This window comes from Amycolatopsis sp. NBC_01488 (genome assembly GCF_036227105.1).
In the GTDB taxonomy this organism is placed as follows: Bacteria; Actinomycetota; Actinomycetes; order Mycobacteriales; family Pseudonocardiaceae; genus Amycolatopsis.
On the sequence record NZ_CP109434.1, the window covers coordinates 8,807,236 to 8,828,404 of the forward strand.

Sequence of the window (21,169 nt, forward strand, 5' to 3'; positions counted from 1 at the left end):
CAACCACGGAGCCGCGGGAGATGTTCCCGTCACGCCGTCTGTTCGTCCTCAGCGGAATCTTCTTCGGCCGGCTTGCTGAACATCCGGGTCGCCGAAAGCCGCGCGACGCCGTCCGGGTCGCCCAGGTCGTCCAGGGAGGTGCGGATCGTCGAATCCACCGACAGGTACTTCCGGCCGGCCCGCAGGTCGGCGTCGTTGCGCAGCCGCACGATCAGCGGGAACTCCGCCAGCGCGCCCGCATCGAACAGGCCTGTCGTGTAGATCAGCTGCACGCCCAGCGCCTCGGCCACCGCGCGCTGCAGCTCCAGCAGGTACCCGGCGGACGCGCGGCCGATCGGGTTGTCCAGGAACAGCACGCCCGAGTGCCGGTTGCGGGCCTTGCCGCGGTTGTTGGCCCGCAGCGCGGCCAGGGTGCAGTACAGGATGATCGCCGCGGTCAGCTGCTGGCCGCCGGAGAAGACGTCGCGGATCTCCGAGACGCGCTGGCGTTCGGTCCGCAGCACCGAGTCCGGCTTGAGCATGTCGACGCGGAACCCCTTGGGCGCCGCGGCCCGGACCCCGCGCAGCACCAGCGAAAGCCCGTCGCGCTTGACGTCTCGGCCATCCGCGGTCTTGCCGACGGCGGCCTCGTCGACGACCTCGCCGAGCTTCTCGGTGAGCGCGTTGTCCTCCAGCTCGGTGAAACGGATGCGGAGGAACTCCTGCCCGGACCAGTCGCCGAGGCCGTCGGGCAGCCGCGAGACGCGCTGGGCCGAGCGCAACGTCCGGAGCGCGCCGTCGACCATGCCCTGCAGGCGCGTGATGATGCCGCCGCGGTGCCGGTCGATCTGCGCGAGGTCGTCGGTGAGCGACCGCAGCCGCGGCCGCAGCGCCTCGGCCCACTCGGCGGCGTGCGCCGGGAGCTGGTCGCGCTTGACCGAGATGACCTGCTGGCGCACCGGCGTGCTCAGCTTCTCGAACCGCTTCTCCGTCGCGTACTGCGCGAGCTGGTCGGCGGCCGCGCGCACCCGCCGGTCACCCGCGTCGGCGGCTTCCTGCGCGTCGGTGAAGGTGGCGTTCAGCCGGGTGTGCTGGGCACGCGCGGTCTCGACGTCGCCGTCGTACGCGGCGGCGTCCTCGTCGGTCACCAGGTGCGCCATCGACTCGGCGAGCAGCGAGAAGCCCGAGGCGGAACTGCGAGCCGAGTCCAGGGTGGCTTCCGCCGCGGCCCGGCGTTCCTGCAGCTCTTCCCACTTGCGCGCGGCCGCCGAAGCTTCCAGCCCGGCCGCGTCGATCAGCTCCAGGCCGTGCTCGATGTCGCGCGGCTTCTCACCGATGACGCCGTTCTGCAGCGGCAGCGCGTCCAGCTCCGCGCGTCGTGTCGAGACCAGCCCGATCGCTTCGGTGCGTTCGTCCTCCAGGCCGTCGACGACCCGCCGAGCGCGGGCCAGGGCCGCCGCGCGGGCCGACGCGTCGGAGCCGTCGGGCGTCTCCAGCAGCTCGGCCGCGCGGACGCGAACCGCCTCGTCGAGGGATTCGACGGCCGACCCGGCGGCCGCTTCGGCGGACTCGGCCTGCTCCAGCTCGGCCCGCAGGTCGCTGCCGACCTCGACCTTCGCGTACGACTCGGACGCCGACAGGTAGGTCCGGCGCAGCGCGTCGACCGGCTCGGACGGCACCGGGCCGTCCCCGGCCTCGGCGGCCCCGGGGACCTCGGCCAGCTCGGCGCGGGCGGTGGTCGCGGTCCGGCGGTGGCCGTCGGCGGTGCGCTGCTCCTCCCCCGCCTGCTCACGCAGCCGCGCGGCCTTGCCCGCGGCGTCGGCGGCCTGGAGGTCGGCGCGTTCGGCGATCTCGGTCGCGCGCTCGACGTCTTCGGTCCACTCGGCGATCCGCGCGCTGCGGGCCCCCAGCTCCCCGAGCCGTCGTGCTTTCTCCTCGGCTTCGGCCGCGGCGGCCCGCAGTTCCGGGACGCGCTCCCGCAGCGACACGGCTTTTTCGCTCAGCCGCGCGAACTCCGCGTCGGCCTGCGCCAGCGCGGTGCGAGCGGTTTCGCGCGCGGTCCGGGCCGCCTGGGCCTGCTCGGCCAGGGTCGCGACGGCGCCGGGCGGGTAGTCCTCACGCCACGTCGTGAGCTTCCACGTCAGGGCGCCGTCCGCGGACAGCTTGGCGGACAACGACTCCAGGCGCCGCTGCCGCTCGGTGTGCCGCCGGGCGACGGCTTCCCGTTCGGCGTCGGCGGCTTCTTCGTCGTACATGGCGGGGTTCGGCGGCACGAGGAACTCGACGCCGGGTGCGGACGGCGCCTCGGCCAGCAGCGCGTCCGTGGTGCCGACGGCGATGATCGCGCTCGGCAGCAACCGCCGTGTCGTCAGCACCTCGCGAGCCCGATCGGCGTGCGAGGCATCGTTCAGCAGCACGCCGGACACCAGCTGCGGCAGGCTTTCCAGCACTTCGGCGCGCCGGGAAGGGTCCAGTTTGGACAGATAGCGCCAGCCGGACCACGCGGTGATCCCGGCTTCTTCGAGCGCGTCCAACGCGGCCTGGACGTCTTCCGGCGGCGGCAGCAGGCCGCCGGAGCCGAGGGCGGCCAGGGCACGTTCGTCGGCAGACTCCTCCATCCGCAGCGCCGTCTGCTCCTTCTCAACAGCCGCGCTCGCCTCGCGCAGGCGTTCCAGCAGCACCGGCAGGTCGCTTTCGAGGGCGACGTCGTCGGCGCCGAGCAGCTCGACCAGGCGGCCTTCGGCGGCGAGCGCGTCGGTGCGGCGGTGAGCGCGGTCGAGGTCCTCGGTGGCGCGCTCGAAGCGGTCCTGCGTGGTGCCCGCGAGCTGGTGCGCCTCGTTGACGGCCCGTTGCGCCGCTTGGAGATCCGTCGCGACGCGGTCCAGTTCCTGCTCGCGGCGGGTCAGCTCGGCCATGGCGGACTCGGCCGCGGACCGGGCGGCCCGCGACGCCTCGGCGACGTCGGCGCCCGACGGCAGCAGCCCGGCGCGGACGGCGTTCTGGACCTCCTCGCGCAGCTCCGTGATCCGCGCGGTCAGCCCGCGCGCCTCGGCGCGCCGTCCGGCGGCGAGGTTCGCAGCCTCGTCGCGTTCGGTCTGCGCCTTCTCGGCCTCCGCGCGCAACGCGCCCGCGTGTGCCTCGGCCTTGTCCGCTTGACGCTGCGCGTCCTGCGCCAGCGCGTGCAACCCGCGCGCGAGCGCCGAAGCGGCGTCGTTGCGCGCCTGCAACGCCGGACGCGCCTTCTCCTCACGGTTGCCGACGAGTTCGCGCAGGTCCTTGGCCTTGCGGGCCGCGTTCAGCTGGTTGAGCACCGTCGCGGTCTCGCGCCAAGCCTCCGCCTCGGTCTTCGCCGAAGCCAGTTCCGCGTCGACGCGCTTGCGGACCTCCTGGGCCTCGTCCAGGCGCAGCACGGCTACCAGGCGACGCAGCTCCGTGACGGCCGCCGAGAGCCGCCGGTGGTCGCCCTCGGCGAGCTTCTCCGCCGACTTGACCTCGGTGACGTGGTCTTCCAGGCTGGACAGCCGCGCGTTCTCCAGCTCGTTGCGCGCGACGACGCGCCCGGCCAGCTCGGCCATGGCGGCCTTCGCGGTCTCGGCGATCTTCCGCGACTCCGCGGCGACGCCCTCTTCGGCGGCCAGCGGGCCCAGCAGGTCGAGCGCACCGGCGACGAAGTCGCGTTCCGACAACAGATCTCCGCGCTGCGCCAGGTTGTGCGCGTAGGTCGAGACGACCTCGGCGAGGTCCTTCGGCTCGTCCTCGGAGATGACCGCGCGCAGCAGGAACTCGACGAACGCGTCGTCGGTGCCGAAGGCGAACGCGTCGGCCGCCTCGCCCTCGCCCGCGTTCATCGCGCGCTGGTAGCGGAACAGCTCGGTGTCGAGGCCGATGGTGTCGAGCCGGCCGGTCCACTCGTGGTGGCGCCGGGTCCAGGACAGTTCCAGCTCGGGCTCGGCCAGCTGGGCGGCGGCGAGCTTGTCGTGGAAGCCGGACATGGTGAGCAGCCGGCCGTCCTGGGTCATCGGCAGCGAGTCCAGGCCCAGCGCCGGCGTCGGGCGGAAGCAGTACCAGGAGTCGACGAGGTTCTCGGAGTCGGCGGACACGACGTGCCCGCGCCACTCGGAGACCTTGCCGGTGATGATCCGGTGCCCGCTCTCGACGTGCAGCCACTCCAGCACGACGTGCGAGACGTCCTTGGCGGCGACGAACTTCTCGAGGACCTTGGTGCTGGTGGTGCCGACGACCTGGCGGCGCCCGGGCAGCATGACCGAGAAGATCAGCTTGATCAGCACGGACTTGCCGCCGCCGTTCTCCAGGAACAGCACGCTCGCCGGCGACGGGCGGCGTAGCTCGGCGGGGCCGGTCGCGTGGATGCCGGCGCTGAACAGGGCGTCCTGCTGCGGCGCGGTGATCTTGGCGCCGACGCCGCTGAAGTCGAGGACGACGTCCTGGTAGCGGGCGCCCGCCGGGCCCACCGAGTGCAGGCGGACCCGCGAAAGCTCGTACATCTACTCCCCTTTTACAGCGTGTCCGACGACGTCGCGCGCAGCGTGCCCCCGGCGTTCGCGACGGCCACGACGTCCAGGGACAGGAGGTCGTCGAAGGCGGCGTCGGCCGCGAGTTCGCGGACCTGGATCTGGTAGCGCGGCGTGGTCCGGTAGGTGCCGCCCTGTTCGTCGCTCACCGGGACGAGGAACCCCTGGTCGGCGAGGAAGCGGAGGGCGCGGCTGACCATGCCGCGGGTGGTGTCGGCGGCGAGGCGGCCGTCCTTCGTTGCCGCGGCCGCGGGACGGCGGGCGTAGGCGCGCCAAGCCTGTTCGAGTTCCGGCGCGTCGGCCAGCGGGTCGTTGTTCGCTTCGGCCGCCGCGGCGCGTTCGTCGAGCATCCGGGCGGCTTCGCGGACCATCGCGTCGACCTGCTCGACGCTGACGCGGCCGATGTAGGTGTCGTTCGCGAGGTCGTCCGGGCGCGGGTAACCCAGCGCCGCGGCGGCGAGGTGGATGAGGCCGTGCAGCACCTTCTCGGTCTCGCGGCGCTCGCGGATCTTGGCCTGGCGGGCGTAGGAGTCCATCTTGATCTCGAACACGGACTCGTCGGTGGCCGCGAGGACCGCGCCGGCCTGCTGGTTGACTTCGAGGACCATCAGGCCGAGCCCGGCGGCGACGGCGTGGGTGAGCGCCTTGAACGCGTTGTCCTCGCCGTAGCGGCGCACGAGGTCGCCGTAGACGACGTCGCGGGCCGGCAGCTGCTTCGGCCGCATGCCGAAGGCGACCAGCCGGGCCGCGGCCTCGGCGTCCACGCTGCTGTGGGACAGCGCCATTACGCGACTTCCTCTTCTTCGTCGGCACGCTCTACGGCGGCGGTGGACAGGAGCAGGTCGGCGCCGCCGAAGTCCGGGTCGTCGAGCAGGGTGCCGTCGTCGACGGCGAGCAACACCTGCCGGTCGCCCTGGCGCCGGGCCGCGCCGACCCCGGGACTGTAAGCGTGGACCGCGCGCAGCGCGACCAGGGCGGCGAGGCCGGGCTGGCGGCTGCGGCGGGCCTCGTCGAGCAGGCCGGACAGCCGCCGGGGCACCTCGGGCAGGTCGAGCAGCTCGTCGGCGGCACGCCAGACGTCGTCGCCGAACTTGTCGGTGATGTCGGCGGGCATCAGCTCCGGTTCGGGGATTTCCCCGACGAGCTGGTCGCGTTCGGGAGCCGGCCGCAGCAGCAGCGACACCAGGGACGACAGCGACGGCACGACCGGCGCGGTGATGCCCGCGGCGGCGTGGAAGAAGTGCTCGACCGGCGCGACGGCGTCGGCCAGCGGCAGCCCGAGCGTCGGCACCAGGAGCTGGCCGAACAGGTCGAGCGTCGCGCGCTGGGGCGGGCCGGAGAACTGCTGGCGGTCCTGTTCGGCGCGGAACACCGCGCCCGCGTCGGCGAGGCGGGACTGCAGGCGCGTGTGGCGGCGGATGCAGTCGCCGACGATGTCGACCAGCTCGGCGGCGCGGCGCTTGCGGTCGAGGTCCTCGGTCTCGTCGCGGGCGGTGGTGATGTTCTTGAGGATGGCGTTCTCGGCGCGGAAGCGGGCCTCGATGTGGCTGAGCGCGCTGTCGAGGAGTTCCGGGACCTCGCGTTCCCAGTCGACCGACCGGACGTCCCGGCGGGTCGCGTCGAGCTTCGCGCGCAGGGTCTCGCCGTACTGGACGGTCCGGTAGCGGGCCTGCTCGGCGGCCAGCTTGGCGTCGGCCAGGCGGCCTCGGTTGATGAGGTTCTCGAGCTTGACCTCGGCGGCGATCTGCGCGGACTCGACGTCGGTGTCGAGGGCGCCGACGAGGACGTTGATGGCCTCGTCGGTGGCGCGCAGGTAGACCTCGCCGTCGCGGGCGGCCAGCTCGACGAGCAGCTTGAAGTCGAACTGGCGCCGCTGGTAGCCGCCCGGGCCCATCGAGCCGTAGACGCGCCGGAAGCCGCGCTCGGTGGTGCCGACGTTGATCAGGTTGTCCAGCACCCACTTCGCGACGCGGACGTGCTCCTCGGGCATCCGCGAGGGCGCCTGCTGCGCGATGAAGGGCAGCAGGCGGTCGATGACCTCGTCGTGGCCGGCGCCGGTGTCGAAGTCCATCGCGATGGTGACCTGGTCGATCGTGTGCAGCGCGATCTCGGCCATCTGGTAGATCGTGGCGTCGGCCCAGTCGAGCTTCGCCTTCCGCGCGTCCAGGTCGTGCAGCGGCGCGGTGCAGGCGAGCGCCTTGAGCCGACGGGTCAGCCCCTCGTCGGCCAGTCCCATCGCGGCCCTGTCGTCGTCTCGCACAGCAGGCCAGGCTAGTCGGCCACCCTCTGCGCACGCTCGGGTGACTCCATCCATGCCTCCACCACCACCCTCAACGGTCACGCTGACGCGTCGCAGTGTTTGTATTAACGTCCCCCTCATGCGTGAGATGAGCCGCGAAGAGTGGTGGCAGTTCGCTTCCGAGGGGACCCGCACGGGCAAGCTCGGCCTGGTCAGGGCCAACGGTGCCCCGATCGTGACCCCGATCTGGTTCCTGCTGAACGAGGGCCCCGACGGCGACGAGCTGATCTTCACCACCGGCACCGAGACGCTGAAGGGCAAGGCGATCCGCCGCGACCCACGGATTTCCCTGGTCGTCGACGACCAAGAGCCGCCGTATTCGTACGTGCAGTTCACCGCCGAGGCGCGGCTGACCCACGACTTCGACGACATGCTGGCGTGGGCGACGGAGCTGGGTGCCCGGTACATGGGTGCCGAGCGGGCCGAGGAGTACGGGAAGCGCAACGCCGTCCCGGAGGAATCGCTCGTCCGGGCGAAGATCACCAAGGTCGTCGCGCGGGCGGACATCGCCGGCTGACCTCGTTTTCGCGGTACTCTGCCCGGTGGGGGTGGGGTTTCATGCTTTCAGGTGAGGACAGCAGACGCGACGCCGTCAAGGCGATCCTGAGCTCCGGCCAGCGCGAGCTGGTCGCCGAGCTGGAACGGCTGGACGGCGGGGGCCGCTTCGGGCGGTCGGCGTGGCAGCGGCCCGACGGCGGGGGCGGGCAGGCGCGGCTGCTGGAGAACGGTGACGTCTTCGAGCGCGCCGGCGTCAACTACTCGGCCGTGCACGGCGAGCGCGTGCCGGACGCCGTGGCCGCGCAGCACGGGCTGGCCCCGGACAGCGGGTTCTTCGCGACCGGGCTGTCGGTGGTGATCCACCCGCGCAACCCGTACGTTCCGGCGTTCCACGCGAACTTCCGGTACTTCGAGTCGGGCGGCACGTGGTGGTTCGGCGGCGGCGCGGACCTGACGCCCTGCTACGGCTTCGCCGACGACGCGACCCACTTCCACCGCGTGCTGCGGGACTACTGCGGCACGCTCGACCCGGCGTTCCACGCGCAGGCCAAACGGGCGTGCGACGAGTACTTCCGGCTGCCGCACCGCGACGAGACGCGCGGGATCGGCGGCATCTTCTTCGACCACCTGCGCCCGCCGGGCCCGGACGGCTGGCGCCGCGCGGCGGCCTTCGCGGCGACGGGCATCGCGACGATCGCGCGGGCCTACCTGCCGATCGTGCGGCGGCGGTGCGCACTGCCCTACGGCGAGCGCGAGCGGCAGTGGCAGCTGTACCGCCGCGGACGGTACGTCGAGTTCAACCTGGTCCACGACCGCGGGACGCGGTTCGGGCTGCAGACCGGCGGGTACGTCGAGGCGATCCTCATGGCGCTGCCGCCGCTGGCGCGGTGGGAGTTCGAGCTGACGCCCGAGCCGGGGAGCGCCGAGGCCGAGCTGGCCGGGTTCCTCGTGCCGCGGGACTGGGCCGGGGAGTCCGCGGCGCGGGTCGCCGGCTGACGCACCGCTGAGCGGGAAACCCTTCTTCACCAAGGGTGAGCGCCCGTGTCGAGTATTGACACGGCCCGCTCGGAGGGTGTGAGATCTGTCCCTATAGATAGGAAACTTTCCTAACTATTGACCCGTGGTCCGCCGACCATCCGCCCGGTCACCCCCTGTCCCCAACCCACGCAGGAGGCTCCCAGTGGCACCCCGTCCACCGTGGCGCGCGGTACTGGCCGGCACCGCCGTCGCGGCGCTCGGCCTCACCGCACTCAGTCCGGTAAGCGCTTTCGCAGTATCATCCGGGGCCGCGCCCCGGACCCCGGCCGGGGGACAAGCCCCCCTGGACCCCCCAAAAGCGGCGGCGGACACCGACTACGAATCCGAGAACGCCGTGATCTCCCAGGGCGTCGTCGAATCGAACCACGCCGGCTACTCCGGCACCGGGTTCGTCAACTTCGACAACGTCGCCGGCAGCTACGTCGAATACTCCGTGAACGCCGCGCAGGCGGGCACGCACACGCTGACCTTCCGCTACGCCAACGGAACCGCCGACAACCGGCCGGTGAAGCTGCTCGTCGACGGCGGCGACAAGGGCACCCTCGACTTCCCCGGCACCGGCGCGTGGACGACGTGGCAGACCGTCAGCGCGAACGTGCAGCTGACCGCCGGGGTCAACAAGATCCGCACCACGGCGACCACCGCCAACGGCGGCCCGAACGCGGACAAGCTCACCGACACCTTCATCTCGCCGACCGACGGCGAACCGCCGACACCGCCGTCGAACCTCAAGGCGACCACCATCCTCCCGACCGCGGCGACCTTCACCTGGACCGCCGCGACCGACAACGTCGGCGTCGTGCGCTACGAGATCAACCGCGGCGGCAACATCCTCAAGACGGTCGACGGCACCACGACCAGCGCGACCGTCGACAACCTCACCCCGAACACCGCCTACGACATCTCGGTCGGCGCGTACGACGCCGCCGGCAACCCGTCGCAGCAGAGCAACGTGGTCACCTTCACCACCCCGCCGAGCGACGACACCACCCCGCCGACCGTGCCGGGAAACCTGCGCTCCACCGGCGTCACCGCGAACAGCGTTTCCCTGGCGTGGAACGCTTCCACCGACAACGGCGGCACGATCGCGGGCTACGACGTCTACCAGGGCACCACGAAGGTCGCGACCACGACGTCCCTCGCGGCGACGGTCACCGACCTGGACCCGAGCACGTCGTACACCTTCACGGTCAAGGCGCGCGACCCCGACGGCAACAGCTCCGCGGCGAGCAACGCGGTCACCGCCAAGACGAGCGCGCCGGGCGGCGCCGGGGGCATCCCGGAGTACGACAAGGACATCGCGAAGGTCGACCTCGCCTGGGCGGTGGACTTCCTGCCGAACGGCAACGCGCTGGTGACCGAGCGGGACCGGTTCGAGATCCTCTTGGTGACGCCGTCCGGCCAGAAGACCACGCTGGGCACGGTGCCGGGCGCGGTCGGCACCAACGGCGAAGGCGGCCTGCTCGGCTTGGCGATCTCGCCGAACTGGGCGTCCGACCACGCGATCTACGTCTACCACACGGCTTCCGGTGACAACCGGATCGTGAAGATGACCTACGACGGCACCACGCTGTCGTCGACGTCGACGCCGGTGCTCACCGGGATCGCGAAGAACCGCTACCACAACGGCGGCCGGATCAAGTTCGGCCCGGACGGCAAGCTGTACGCCACCGTGGGCGACGCGAAGAACAGCGACAACGCGCAGAACAAGAGCTCGCTCAACGGGAAGATCCTGCGGCTCAACCCGGACGGCTCGGCGCCGAGCGACAACCCGTTCTACGCCACCGGCGGCAACGCGCGGTACGTCTGGAGCTACGGCCACCGCAACCCGCAGGGCCTGGCCTGGGACTCCCGCGGCCAGCTGTGGGCGGCGGAGTTCGGCGAGAGCAGCCAGGACGAGCTCAACCTGATCCAGAAGGGCGGCAACTACGGCTGGCCGAGCTGCGAAGGCACGCAGGGCAGCTGCAGCGGCTTCATCGCGCCGAAGAAGACCTGGCCGACGTCGCAGGCGGGGCCGTCCGGGATCGAGATCGTCAACGACTGGATCTACATCGCCGGCGTCACCGGCGAGCAGCTGTTCGCCACGCAGATCAACGCCGCCGGCACCGGCGTCGGCACGGTGTCGACGCTGTTCTCCGGCCGGTGGGGCCGGCTGCGCTCGGTCACGAAGACCCCGGACGGCGGGCTGTGGCTGACGTCGACGAACAACGACAAGAACGGCGGCACGCCGTCGGTGCTGGACAACGTGATCGTGCGGCTGAAGTTCCCCGGCGGCGCCACGCCGGGTGGCTTCAAGCTGACCAGCACCGCCTTCGCGGACAACGCGACCATCCCGGACAAGTACACCTGCGCCGGCGACGGCACGGCGGGCCAGGACCCGTCGCCGCCGCTCGCGTGGGGCGCGTCCACCGGCGCGAAGGGCTACGCCGTCGTGCTCGCCGACGTGGCCAACAACGGCGACAAGCTGCACTGGGCGATCTGGGACGTCCCGGCGTCGGCTCGCTCGCTGCCGGAAGGGCTCGGGGCGGGGTACACCGTCCCGAACCAGGGTGGCGCGAAGCAGAAGGCCATGGGCAGCGGGGCGACCGCGCAGCAGTTCTTCGGCCCCTGCCCGGGCGGGTCCAGCCACCCGTACACGTTCACGCTCTACGCCTTGAACACCGCGACGGTCCCCGGCCTGAGCTCGTCCTCGACGATGGCCCAGATCGAAACGGCGATCAAGGCCGCGTCGACGGCGAGCGTCGTGCTGCACGGCAAGTCCAGCGCGGCGGCCTAGAAGCCGCGGCAGGGGTGACCGGAGCGGCGCCGGTCACCCCTGCCGCCCTACTGCGTCCCCGCCACGCGGCGGAGGTGCGCGTCGACGTCGAAGCCGTGTTCCTCCAGGCGGCGCCGGGCGAGCAGGAGCTCGTCGGGGGTGAACAGGTCCGCGTACTCCTCGCGCAGCATCGTCGCCTCGGAGCTGCGGCCGAGCTGGTTCTTCTCCCAGAGGACGGTGAAGCCGCCGGCGGTCCCGGCACCGCGCAGCAGCAGGCGGGCCGCCTCGACGCCGCCGTGCTCGCGGACCATGCGCTCGAACTGGGCCGGCCGGTAGCCGTAGTCCTTGGCGAGGACCTGGCAGCCGTCGAGGAGATCCTCGGTGAACCGCGCGGCGAGTCGGGGATCGGCAGCGGCTGGTTCGGGCATGGGACACCTCTCGACGGGACGGCTTCCCTGATTAATCGCGAACGGCACCGGTTTCGCTACGCCCTTCGAGAAAAGTTTCGCCGAGAGACACTCTCCGTGGTCTTGAACGCCGGACAACCGCCGCGGCCCCGGCCAGGATGGCCGCCATGCGCACCGTGGCGCACGGCGACGTCCAAGTCCACTATGGACAGCGCTACGTCCATAGCAAGGACGGCGAGCCGTTCGACGGCGACCTGCGGGCGTGCTTCGCCGAGGCACGCAGTGTGCGACCGGTGATCTTCGCCGAGGCTGCGGATGCCTGCCGTCCGGGTTACCAGCCGAACAAGCCCGCCATGATGCGGGCGCAGCGGGCCGTCATCGCCACCGCGTCCTCGTCCGGGCGGTCGATCCACCAGCTGATCAGCGAGTCGACCACGCCCGTCCACACCTGGGCGATCGCTTCGATGTCGACCGGGTCGGCCAGGCCGCGCGAGGTCATCAGCTGCGTCGCGCCCAGCAGGGCGAACGCGTCCAGGCGGCGCCGGTAGTCCGCCGCCGCGGCCGCGATGTCACCGCGGCCGGGCACCGTCTCGTCGCGCAGGAGGCGCCACGCGTAGCGGTCGTGGTCGAACGTCGTGAAGACCGCCGCGAGCACCTTCAACGGCATCTGGTCGGGCTCGCCACCGGCCGCCATGGTCGTCGCGACGCCTTCGGTGAGCCGGTCGCCCGCGCGGTGCAGGCAGGCCAGGTAGAGCCCGTCCTTCGAGCCGAAGTACTGGTACAGCAACGGCTTCGTGACCCCGACCCGCCGCGCGATCTCGACCATCGACGCGCCCGCGTACCCCGCGCGGCCGAACTCCTCGGTGCCGGCCACGACGAGCTGGGCCTCGCGCTCTTCGCGGGGCATCCCCTTGGTCCCGACCGCCCTTGACTCCGTCACGCGGAAGAGCCTACCGTGCGTAAAGTGACCCTAGGGTAAGTTACCGTCAGGTCAGATCAGAGGAGGCGACGTGGCCGAGTTCCTGGCGCACCTGCGCGACCCCGTGCTGTTCGCGGTTCCGGTGTTCCTGCTGTTCGTGGCGATCGAGGTCGTCGCGGTGCACGTGCTCGGGCACGACGACGACGTCGTCGGCTACAGCGTCGCCGACACGCGCACGAGCATGCTGATGGGCGCCGTCGCGGTCGGCGTCAACGCGCTGTTCCGGCTGGTCATGCTGGTCGTGTTCGCCGCGCTGTTCGAGCTGGCGCCGGTGCGGTTCGACCCGCGCGACTGGTGGACGTGGGTGCTCATGCTGCTCGGCCAGGAACTCGTCTTCTACGCCTACCACCGCGCCAGCCACCGGGTGCGGCTGCTGTGGGCGGGCCACCAGGTGCACCACTCCAGCGAGCACTACAACTTCTCGACGGCGCTGCGCCAGAAGTGGACACCGTACTTCCAGCTGCCGTTCTGGTCGGTGCTCGCGCTGTGCGGGATCCCGCCGTGGATGATCCTGACCGGCCTGTCGATCGACCTCGTCTACCAGTTCTTCGTGCACACCGAGAAGGTCGGCAAGCTGCCGCGCTGGTTCGAGTACGTCTTCAACACCCCGTCCCACCACCGCGTCCACCACGGCAGCGACGCCGAGTACCTGGACGCCAACTACGGCGGCATCCTCATCATCTGGGACCGGCTGTTCGGCAGCTTCGTGCCCGAAGGCAAGCGGCCGACGTACGGGCTGACGACGAACATCGGCACGTACCACCTGCTCCGGGTCGGCTTCCACGAGTACGGCTCGATCCTGCGCGACCTCCGCACGGCCCGGACGTGGCGCGAGCGCGCGGGGTACGTGTTCGGGCCGCCGGGGTGGCAGCCTGCCGCAACCCGCGCGCTCGCGCCCGCGGAGTGACCTAGGCGGTGTCCTGCAGGGTCCGCTCGTTCTCCGGGCGCAGCGTCACCGGCAGGCTCGCCAGCGGCGGACGCTGCCGGGACGTCACGTCGGTGAGCACCAGTTCCCGCTCGACGCCGTCCGCCGACGCGCCGCGCTGGAACTGCGCCAGCAGCGTGGCCGGCGGGATGGCCGTGACCAGCCGGTCGTAGCGTTCCAGGCGGTCGAACAGGGTCTGCATGATCTGCCCGGACATCCGGCCGAGCGCCTGCGTGCTCTGGTGGCGGTGCACGCGGTGGCCGAGGTCGACCTGGGCGAGCGCGTCGAGCCCGCGCAGTTCCACCAGGTCGATGAGGTGCCCGATCTCGACGCCGTAGTTCACGACGAACGGGATGCCCTCCAGCACCTCGCGCCGCCCCGCGTACTCGCCGGCCAGCGGCTGGACGAACCCGGACAGCTCCGGCCAGAACATGTTGAGCAGCGGCCGCGCGACGAGCTCGGTGACCCGGCCGCCGCCTTCGGGCTCGCTGCCGGCCGCGCCGTTGAGCGGCCGGTGGTAGAAACCCTTGACGTAGGCCACGGACGGGTCGGTGAGCAGCGGGCCGAGCAGCCCGGTTACGTAGCTCGTGGTGAAGTCGTAGAGGTCGCCGTCGACGAAGACGACGAGGTCGCCGGTCGTCGCCGCGACGCCCTTCCACAGGGCCTCACCCTTGCCCGGCAGGCCGTCGAGCGCGGGGAAGACGGCGTCCTGCGCGACCACGCGCGCCCCGGCCGCGGCGGCGACCTCGGCGGTGGCGTCGGTCGAGTGGCTGTCCACGACGAGGATCTCGTCCACCAGCAGGTGGCGTTCCTTCAGCTCCTCGCGAATGGCGGTGACGATCGCGCCGACGGTGGCTTCTTCGTTCCGGGCCGGGATGACGACGGAAACGGTGGTGCCGCGCTTGGCCGCGACCAGGTCCTCGGCGGTCCAGTCCCCCGCCCTGCTGCTGCGCCGGGCGAGCCAGGTGCCGACCTCCGGCGACACCTGCAGGCGTGCGTTACGCATGCGTTCCCCTTCCCTCGTTCGGCGTATCCCTCCAGACCGAGGTTCGGGGGCCCGCGTTTCGGCGGCCGCTCCCCGGTGCTACCGGGGTGTTACGAGATCGGGCCGGCGGCACCGATCCCGTTAACCGCGCGGAACCGTGGATTCGTCAGGCGTCTTCTTCCTCGAGCATCTCCGGCGTGACCGCGGACTCCGTGTCCGGGATGTTCAGGTCCTTCGCCCGCTTGTCCGCCATCGCCAGCAGGCGGCGGATGCGGCCGGCCACCGCGTCCTTCGTCATCTGCGGGTCCGACAGCTGGCCAAGCTCCTCCAGCGACGCCTGCCGGTTCGACAGCCGCAGCTTGCCCGCCGCCAGCAGGTGGTCCGGGGCCGTGTCGCCGAGGATCTCCAGCGCGCGCTCCACCCGGGCCGCCGCCGCCACCGCCGCGCGGGCCGAGCGGCGCAGGTTCGCGTCGTCGAAGTTGGCCAGGCGGTTCGCCGTCGCGCGGACCTCGCGGCGCATCCGGCGTTCCTCCCACTGCAGGACGCTCGTGTGCGCGCCCAGGCGGGTCAGCAGCGCGCCGATCGCGTCACCGTCGCGCACCACCACGCGGTCGGCGCCGCGGACCTCACGCGACTTCGCCTGGATGCCCATCCGGCGCGCCGCGCCGACGAGCGCCAGCGCCGCCTCCGGGCCCGGGCACGTCACCTCGAGCGACGACGAACGCCCCGGTTCGGTCAAGGACCCGTGGGCCAGGAACGCTCCTCGCCACGCCGCTTCCGCGTCCGCCACGCCCCCGGACACCACGGCCGCGGGCAGCCCGCGCACCGGGCGGCCGCGCTGGTCGATCAGCCCGGTCTGGCGGGCCAGGCCCTCACCGTCCTTGACCACGCGCACGACGTACCGGGTGCCCTTGCGCAGCCCGCCGCTGGCGGTGATGACGTGGACGTCCGAATGGTGGCCGTACAGCTCGTGGATCTCCTTGCGCAGCCGTCGCGCGACCGAGCCCGTGTCCAGCTCCGCCTCCACCACCACCCGGCCGGCCACGATGTGCAGCCCGCCGGCGAAGCGAAGCAGCGACGCGACCTCCGCCCGGCGTGGCCCGATCTTCGTGATCTCCAGCCGGCTCAGCTCGTCCTTCACCGCGGCGGTCATCGCCATTACTGCCCCTCCCTGCCTTTCGCTCCTCCCCCGTGCTCCCCGCCGAGACCGAGAGCCTCCCGCATGCACAACGCGAGCGCATCAGGATCATGCCGTCCCGCCACTTCCGGGTCGCCCACCGCCCCCAGGTGCGCGCGTCCGCCGAGCCGTTCCGCCGCGCGCCGGAGATTCGCCGGGTCGGGCACCGAATCGCGGTCCGCGATCACCGCGTCGACCCGCAGATCGGGCGCGTGCTCGAAGAGTACGTCCAGGTGCCGCTCCGGCGAGAATCCCGCGGTTTCCCCCGGCTGGGGGACAAGGTTGAGCACCAGCACCTTCGTCGCGGCCGTTTTCACGAGCGCGTCGTGCAGGCCGGGCACGAGCAGGTGGGGTAACACGCTGGTGAACCAGGAGCCCGGACCGAGGAAGACGACGTCGGCGCCGAGCACCGCCTCCACCGCTTCCTCGCACGCCAGCGGCGGCCGCCCCGAGCCACCCGGTGCGCGCAGGCTGACGCGCTGCACCTGACCGGGCGTCGACGCCACCGCGACCTGCCCGCGGATCGTGCGCAGCGCCGCCGGGTTCTCGCTGTCCAGGCCGCTGACCTGGCCTTCGATCTCCAGCGGCTCCGGCGACATCGGCAGGACCCGGCCCGAGACGCCCATCAGGCGGCACGCCTCGTCGAGCGCCGCGACCGGATCGCCGAGCACTTCGAACAGCCCGGCCAGCAGCAGGTTCCCCACCGCGTGGCCGGCCAGTGCGCCGTCGCCGCCGAAGCGGTGCTGGAAGACCTCGGCCCACAGCGTGCCGCCGTCCTCCGCGGCGAACGCGGCGAAGGCCTGCCGGAGGTCGCCCGGCGGCAGCAGCCCGAGCTCGCGCCGCAGCCGGCCGGACGAGCCGCCGTCGTCGGCCACGGTGACGATCGCCGTGACGTCGGGGGTCACCCGCCGCACCGCGGACAACGTGGCGTGCAGTCCGTGGCCGCCCCCGAGGGCGACCGCGCGCACGTTATTCACGACCAAGGTCGCGGTGCACCACCTTCACGGCCATACCGTCCTCTTTGGACAGACGCTGGGCGAGCTCCACGGACAGCGCCACGCTGCGGTGCTTGCCGCCGGTGCAGCCGACGGCCAGCGTCAGGTACCGCTTGCCCTCACGCTTGTACCCGGCGCCGATCAGCCGCAGCAGCTGGTGGTAGCGGTCGAGGAACTCCTCGGCGCCCTCCTGCGAGAGGACGTAGTTGCGGACCTCGCCGTCGAGGCCCGTGTGTTCGCGCAGCTCCGGGATCCAGAACGGGTTCGGCAGGAACCGGACGTCCATCACCAGGTCGGCGTCCATCGGCAGGCCGTACTTGTAGCCGAAGGACAGCACGGTGACCCGGGTCTGGGTGCTCGCCTCGGACCCGAACGCGTCCTCGATCTTGGCGCGCAGGTCGTGCACCGAGAGCGACGACGTGTCGAGCACCAGGTCGGCTTCTTCGCGCAGCGGCTCCAGCAGCGTCCGCTCCGCCGTGATGCCGTCGGCGAGGCGGCCGTCACCCTGCATCGGGTGGCCGCGGCGGACGGCCTCGAAGCGCCGCACCAGCACCGCGTCGGTCGCCTCCAGGAACAGCACGCGCGGCTTGTAGCCCCGCGCGTCGAGGTCCTTGATGACCGAGGCGAGGTCGTCGGTGAACGCGCGCGAGCGCACGTCCATCACCACCGCCACCTTGGTGATCGCGCCGCGCGCCTGCGCGCCCAGCTCGACCATCGTCGCGATCAGCTCCGGGGGCAGGTTGTCGACGACGAACCAGCCCAGGTCCTCCAGGCACTTGGCCGCCGTGCTGCGGCCCGCTCCGGACAGCCCGGACACGACCGCTACCTCCATGCCGGACCCGCGGATCTCCTCTTGCGCACTCACTGTGTTTCCCTACTCCCCTGCTTGCGTGCCGTTGCTCGCGCCGGACTCCCCGGCCAGCGCGGCGACCACGGCCTCCGCGGTGCGCCTGCCGAAGCCGGGCACCGCCTCGATCTCTTCGATCCTGGCCTGCTTGAGCTTCTTCACCGAGCCGAAGTGCTTGATCAGGGCGGTACGGCGAGCCTGCCCCAGCCCGGGCACACTGTCCAATTCGGACGTCACCAGCCGCTTGGAGCGCTTCTCGCGGTGGTAGGTGATGGCGAACCGGTGGGCTTCGTCGCGCAGGCGCTGCAGCAGGTACAGCCCCTCCGACGTCCGCGGCAGGATCACCGGGTCGGGGTCGGCGGGCAGCCAGACCTCTTCCAGCCGCTTGGCCAGCCCGATGACGGAGATGTCGGTGATGCCCAGCTCGGCCAGCACGTCCGCGGCCGCGGTGGCTTGCGGGCCCGCGCCGTCGACGACCAGCAGGTTCGGCGGGTACGCGAACTTCTTCGGCCGGCCGGTCTCCGGGTCGAGACCGGGCTTCGACGAATCGGCCTCTTCGGCGGTCTCCTTCAGGTAGCGGTAGAACCGCCTTCGCACCACCTCGGCGATCGACGCGACGTCACCCTCTTCGGCCGCCTCGCGCAGCGCGAAGCGCCGGTACTCGGACTTGCGCGCGAGCCCGTCCTCGAAGACGACGAGTGACGCCACGACGTCACTGCCCTGGATGTGGCTGATGTCGATGCACTCGATGCGCAGCGGTGCGGTGTCGAGGCCCAGAAACTCCTGCAGCTCGGTGAGCGCCGCCGAGCGCGCGGTCAGGTCGCCGGCGCGGCGCAGCTTGTGCTGGGTGAACGCCTCCCCCGCGTTGCGCTCCACGGTCTCGGCCAGCGCCTTCTTGTCGCCGCGCTGCGGCACCCTCAGCTGCACCCGCGATCCCCGCAGCCCGGTCAGCCACTCCGCGAGCGCGTCGGCGTCCGCGGGCAGCTCCGGGACCAGCACCTCGCGCGGGACGACCGGCCCGGCGTCCACGTCGTCGCGGGCGTCCAGCTCGGCCTCGTCGCCGTAGAACTGGGTGAGGAAGTGGTCGACGAGCGCCGGGACGTCCATCTCCTCGGCCTTGTCGATCACCCAGCCGCGCTGGCCGCGGACCCGGCCGCCGCGCACGTGGAAGACCTGGACCGCGGCTTCCAGCTCGTCGTGCGCGAAGGCCACGACGTCGGCGTCCGTGCCGTCGCCGAACACGACGGCCTGCTTCTCCATGGCGCGGCGCAGCGCGCCGAGGTCGTCGCGCAGCCGCGCGGCGCGCTCGAACTCGAGGTCCGCCGACGCGGCCGCCATCTCGGCTTCGAGGCGTTTGATCATGACGTCGGTCTTGCCGGCGAGGAAGTCACAGAAGTCCTCGACGATGTCGCGGTGCTCGTCGGCCGAGACGCGGCCGACGCACGGCGCCGAGCACTTGTCGATGTAGCCGAGCAGGCACGGGCGGCCGATCTGGCCGTGGCGCCGGAACACCCCGGCCGAGCAGGTGCGGGCCGGGAAGACACGCAGCAGCAGGTCCAGCGTCTCGCGGATGGCCCACGCGTGCGAGTACGGCCCGAAGTACCGGACACCCTTCTTGCGGGCGCCGCGGTAGACGTGCAGGCGCGGGAACTCCTCGTTCAGCGTCACCGCGAGCACCGGGTAGCTCTTGTCGTCGCGGTAGCGAACGTTGAACCGCGGGTCGAACTCCTTGATCCAGTTGTACTCGAGCTGCAGCGCCTCGACCTCGGTCGTGACGACGGTCCACTCGACGCTCGCGGCCGTGGTGACCATCTGCCGCGTGCGCGGGTGCAGGCCGGAGAGGTCGGCGAAGTAGGAGTTCAGCCTGCTGCGCAGGCTTTTCGCCTTGCCGACGTAGATGACCCGCTTGGTCGCGTCGCGGAACTTGTACACGCCAGGGGCCTCCGGGATGCTTCCCGGAGCGGGTCGGTAGGTGGTCGGGTCAGCCACTCCCCCAGCTTATGGGCCACCACCGACAGTCCCCGCTGCCCCCCGGCCTGCCGCGGCCGGCCGTGCCCGGGCGGGCCCGCCGGAAGTAGGGTGTTCGTCCGGTTCCGACTTTCGTGGGTGTCCCGGTCGGTGACGCGGTGGTTACTTTCCGACCGGCCGATCCGGCCCCCGTCCGAAAGGATCACCACCGTGAGCACTCTTCGCACCCTCGGCGCCGCGTGCACGGCCGCCGTCGCGCTGACCCTCGCGGGTGGCGCCGTCGCTTCCGCCGGCGTCCAGCCGAACATCGTCGGCGGCACGACCGCCCCCACCGTCTCGTGGGGCGCCCAGGTGTACGTGAACACGCCGGGGCGCGACTTCCAGGGCTTCAACTGCTCGGGCACGGTGATCGCCGCGCGCTGGGTCATGACGGCGGTGCACTGCCTCGACCAGGACGGCTCCGGCATGCACGTCAAGGTCGGCAGCAACACGCTGTTCTCCGGCACGCAGATCGCCGTCGACGGGAAGTACGAGTCCCCGAACGGCGACATCGCGCTGCTGCACCTGGCCTCGGCGACCAGCACCGGGCCGATCACCCTCGGCAGCGCGGACCCGTCGACGGGCAGCACCAACCAGCTCTACGGCTGGGGCCGCACCACCCCGACCGGCCCGCCGGCGTCGGCGCTGAAGACGGCGAACGTCCAGGTGACCGGCCGGTCCACGGACGCGTACGGCGGCCGCGCGATCCAGAGCGTCGGCATCAACGGCTCGGCCTGGAAGGGCGACTCGGGCGGCCCCGAGGTGTCGAACGGCGTGCAGGTCGGCGTCGCGTCGACGGTCCAGAACCAGAGCGGCACGAACACGCGCGGCACGAACAACTACGCGAGCGTGGCGTCGAGCCGGTCCTGGATCCGGACGACCGCGGGCGTCTGAGTCTCTCCGTCGGGGCGGCGCTTCGGCGCCGCCCCGATTCTGTCGGGGGCGTGTGGGATGCTCGCGGCATGCGGATCGCCACCTGGAACGTGAACTCCATCGTCCCCCGCCTGCCGCGCGTGCTGGAGTTCCTGGAGCAGACGGCGCCGGACGTGCTGTGCCTGCAGGAGCTGAAGAACGCGACGGAGAAGTTCCCGTTCGCCGAGGTCGAGGCGCTGGGCTACGAGGTCGCCGCGCACGGGCTCGGGCGCTGGAACGGCGCGGGGATCGTGTCGCGGGTGGGGCTGGCCGACGTGGTGCGCGGGCTGCCGGACGAGCCTTCGTTCGAGGGAGCCGCCGAGGCGCGTGCTGTGGGTGCGACGTGTGGGGGCGTGCGGGTGTGGTCGGTGTACGTGCCGAACGGGCGCGAGCCGGACAGCCCGCACTACGCGTACAAGCTGGAGTGGCTGGAGGCGTTGCGGTCGCTGGTTTCTTCGGAGCTGTCGTCTGCCGGGCCGTTCGCGGTGCTGGGTGACTTCAACGTGGCGCCGACCGACGCGGATGTGTGGGACATCGCGGTGTTCGCGGAGTCGACGCACGTGACTCCCCCGGAGCGCGAGGCCTTGGCGCGGCTGCGGAAGCTGGGGTTGTCGGACGTCTTCCCGAGGCCGCTGAAGTACGACCACCCGTTCACGTACTGGGACTACCGGGCGGGGAACTTCCCGAACAACAAGGGCATGCGGATCGATCTGGTGTACGGGAACGAGGCGTTCGCTTCCGCCGTCACGGATTCCTATGTGGACCGCAACGCGCGGAAGGGGAAGGGCCCGTCGGACCACGCGCCGATCGTGGTGGACCTGGACCTCTGACGCG

The 21,169-nt window shown here is 71.8% G+C and carries 16 protein-coding genes; 6 read left to right on the forward strand and 10 right to left on the reverse strand.

The features are described from left to right. Positions 1–29 precede the first annotated feature (29 nt). From OG738_RS41365 to OG738_RS41375, 3 genes are read right to left on the reverse strand one after another with little or no spacing between them, the layout of a single operon-like run. A complete protein-coding gene (locus OG738_RS41365; protein WP_329049281.1) occupies positions 30–4,484 on the reverse strand; it encodes a hypothetical protein in 4,455 nt (1,484 codons plus the stop codon). Positions 4,485–4,495: 11 nt separating this feature from the next. Further along, positions 4,496–5,296: a hypothetical protein gene (locus tag OG738_RS41370; protein WP_329049282.1), complete on the reverse strand. Its 801-nt coding sequence runs from the start codon at positions 5,294–5,296 to the stop codon at positions 4,496–4,498. Then, entirely contained in the window at positions 5,296–6,747 is a 1,452-nt protein-coding gene (locus tag OG738_RS41375; protein WP_329057006.1) for a hypothetical protein, read from the reverse strand. Before OG738_RS41375 ends, OG738_RS41370 begins: the two co-directional genes overlap by 1 nt. Positions 6,748–6,889: 142 nt before the next feature. Between OG738_RS41375 and OG738_RS41380 the strand changes: the two genes are divergently transcribed. From OG738_RS41380 to OG738_RS41390, 3 genes are all read left to right on the forward strand, one after another. Then, complete coding sequence (locus OG738_RS41380; RefSeq protein ID WP_329049284.1) at positions 6,890–7,327, forward strand: PPOX class F420-dependent oxidoreductase; 438 nt, start codon at positions 6,890–6,892, stop codon at positions 7,325–7,327. 41 nt (positions 7,328–7,368) lie between these two features. Further along, complete coding sequence (hemF, locus tag OG738_RS41385) at positions 7,369–8,304, forward strand: oxygen-dependent coproporphyrinogen oxidase (protein ID WP_329049286.1); 936 nt, start codon at positions 7,369–7,371, stop codon at positions 8,302–8,304. Between the two features lie 184 nt (positions 8,305–8,488). Continuing rightward, positions 8,489–11,122 carry a PQQ-dependent sugar dehydrogenase gene (locus OG738_RS41390; protein WP_329049288.1) on the forward strand — a complete coding sequence of 878 codons (2,634 nt, stop codon included), beginning with the start codon at positions 8,489–8,491 and terminating at the stop codon, positions 11,120–11,122. Between the two features lie 47 nt (positions 11,123–11,169). Here OG738_RS41390 and OG738_RS41395 read toward each other — a convergent pair whose 3' ends face one another. Both OG738_RS41395 and OG738_RS41400 read right to left on the reverse strand, forming a co-directional pair. Beyond that, complete coding sequence (locus OG738_RS41395) at positions 11,170–11,529, reverse strand: hypothetical protein (RefSeq protein ID WP_329049289.1); 360 nt, start codon at positions 11,527–11,529, stop codon at positions 11,170–11,172. Between the two features lie 310 nt (positions 11,530–11,839). Next, positions 11,840–12,448, reverse strand: coding sequence for a TetR/AcrR family transcriptional regulator (locus tag OG738_RS41400; protein ID WP_329049291.1), 609 nt, complete (start codon positions 12,446–12,448; stop codon positions 11,840–11,842). A 70-nt stretch (positions 12,449–12,518) separates the two neighbouring features. Here OG738_RS41400 and OG738_RS41405 point away from each other — a divergent pair, with 70 nt between their 5' ends. Further along, positions 12,519–13,394 (forward strand): sterol desaturase family protein, encoded by an 876-nt coding sequence (locus OG738_RS41405; RefSeq protein ID WP_329049293.1) that lies wholly within the window; start codon positions 12,519–12,521, stop codon positions 13,392–13,394. A gap of 1 nt (position 13,395) precedes the next feature. On the opposite strand, the gene OG738_RS41410 is transcribed toward OG738_RS41405, so the two are convergent. The 5 genes from OG738_RS41410 to uvrC form a co-directional block, all read right to left on the reverse strand. Next, positions 13,396–14,418: a glucosyl-3-phosphoglycerate synthase gene (locus OG738_RS41410; protein WP_329049294.1), complete on the reverse strand. Its 1,023-nt coding sequence runs from the start codon at positions 14,416–14,418 to the stop codon at positions 13,396–13,398. A gap of 145 nt (positions 14,419–14,563) precedes the next feature. Further along, on the reverse strand, positions 14,564–15,556 hold the full coding sequence (gene whiA / locus OG738_RS41415) for a DNA-binding protein WhiA (RefSeq protein ID WP_086671216.1): 993 nt from the start codon (positions 15,554–15,556) through the stop codon (positions 14,564–14,566). Then, the gene (locus OG738_RS41420) at positions 15,556–16,542 is read right to left on the reverse strand and encodes a gluconeogenesis factor YvcK family protein (protein ID WP_329057008.1); all 987 of its coding nucleotides are present in this window, start codon (positions 16,540–16,542) and stop codon (positions 15,556–15,558) included. The genes whiA and OG738_RS41420 overlap by 1 nt, the downstream gene beginning before the upstream one ends. Before the next feature lies 1 nt (position 16,543). After that, the gene (gene rapZ, locus OG738_RS41425) at positions 16,544–17,401 is read right to left on the reverse strand and encodes an RNase adapter RapZ (RefSeq protein WP_003101350.1); all 858 of its coding nucleotides are present in this window, start codon (positions 17,399–17,401) and stop codon (positions 16,544–16,546) included. Between the two features lie 42 nt (positions 17,402–17,443). Next, positions 17,444–19,405: an excinuclease ABC subunit UvrC gene (gene uvrC, locus OG738_RS41430; RefSeq protein ID WP_329049298.1), complete on the reverse strand. Its 1,962-nt coding sequence runs from the start codon at positions 19,403–19,405 to the stop codon at positions 17,444–17,446. A gap of 189 nt (positions 19,406–19,594) precedes the next feature. Here uvrC and OG738_RS41435 point away from each other — a divergent pair, with 189 nt between their 5' ends. Both OG738_RS41435 and OG738_RS41440 read left to right on the forward strand, forming a co-directional pair. Further along, entirely contained in the window at positions 19,595–20,317 is a 723-nt protein-coding gene (locus OG738_RS41435; RefSeq protein WP_329049300.1) for a S1 family peptidase, read from the forward strand. Positions 20,318–20,385: 68 nt separating this feature from the next. Then, complete coding sequence (locus OG738_RS41440) at positions 20,386–21,165, forward strand: exodeoxyribonuclease III (RefSeq protein ID WP_329049302.1); 780 nt, start codon at positions 20,386–20,388, stop codon at positions 21,163–21,165. Positions 21,166–21,169: the final 4 nt, after the last annotated feature.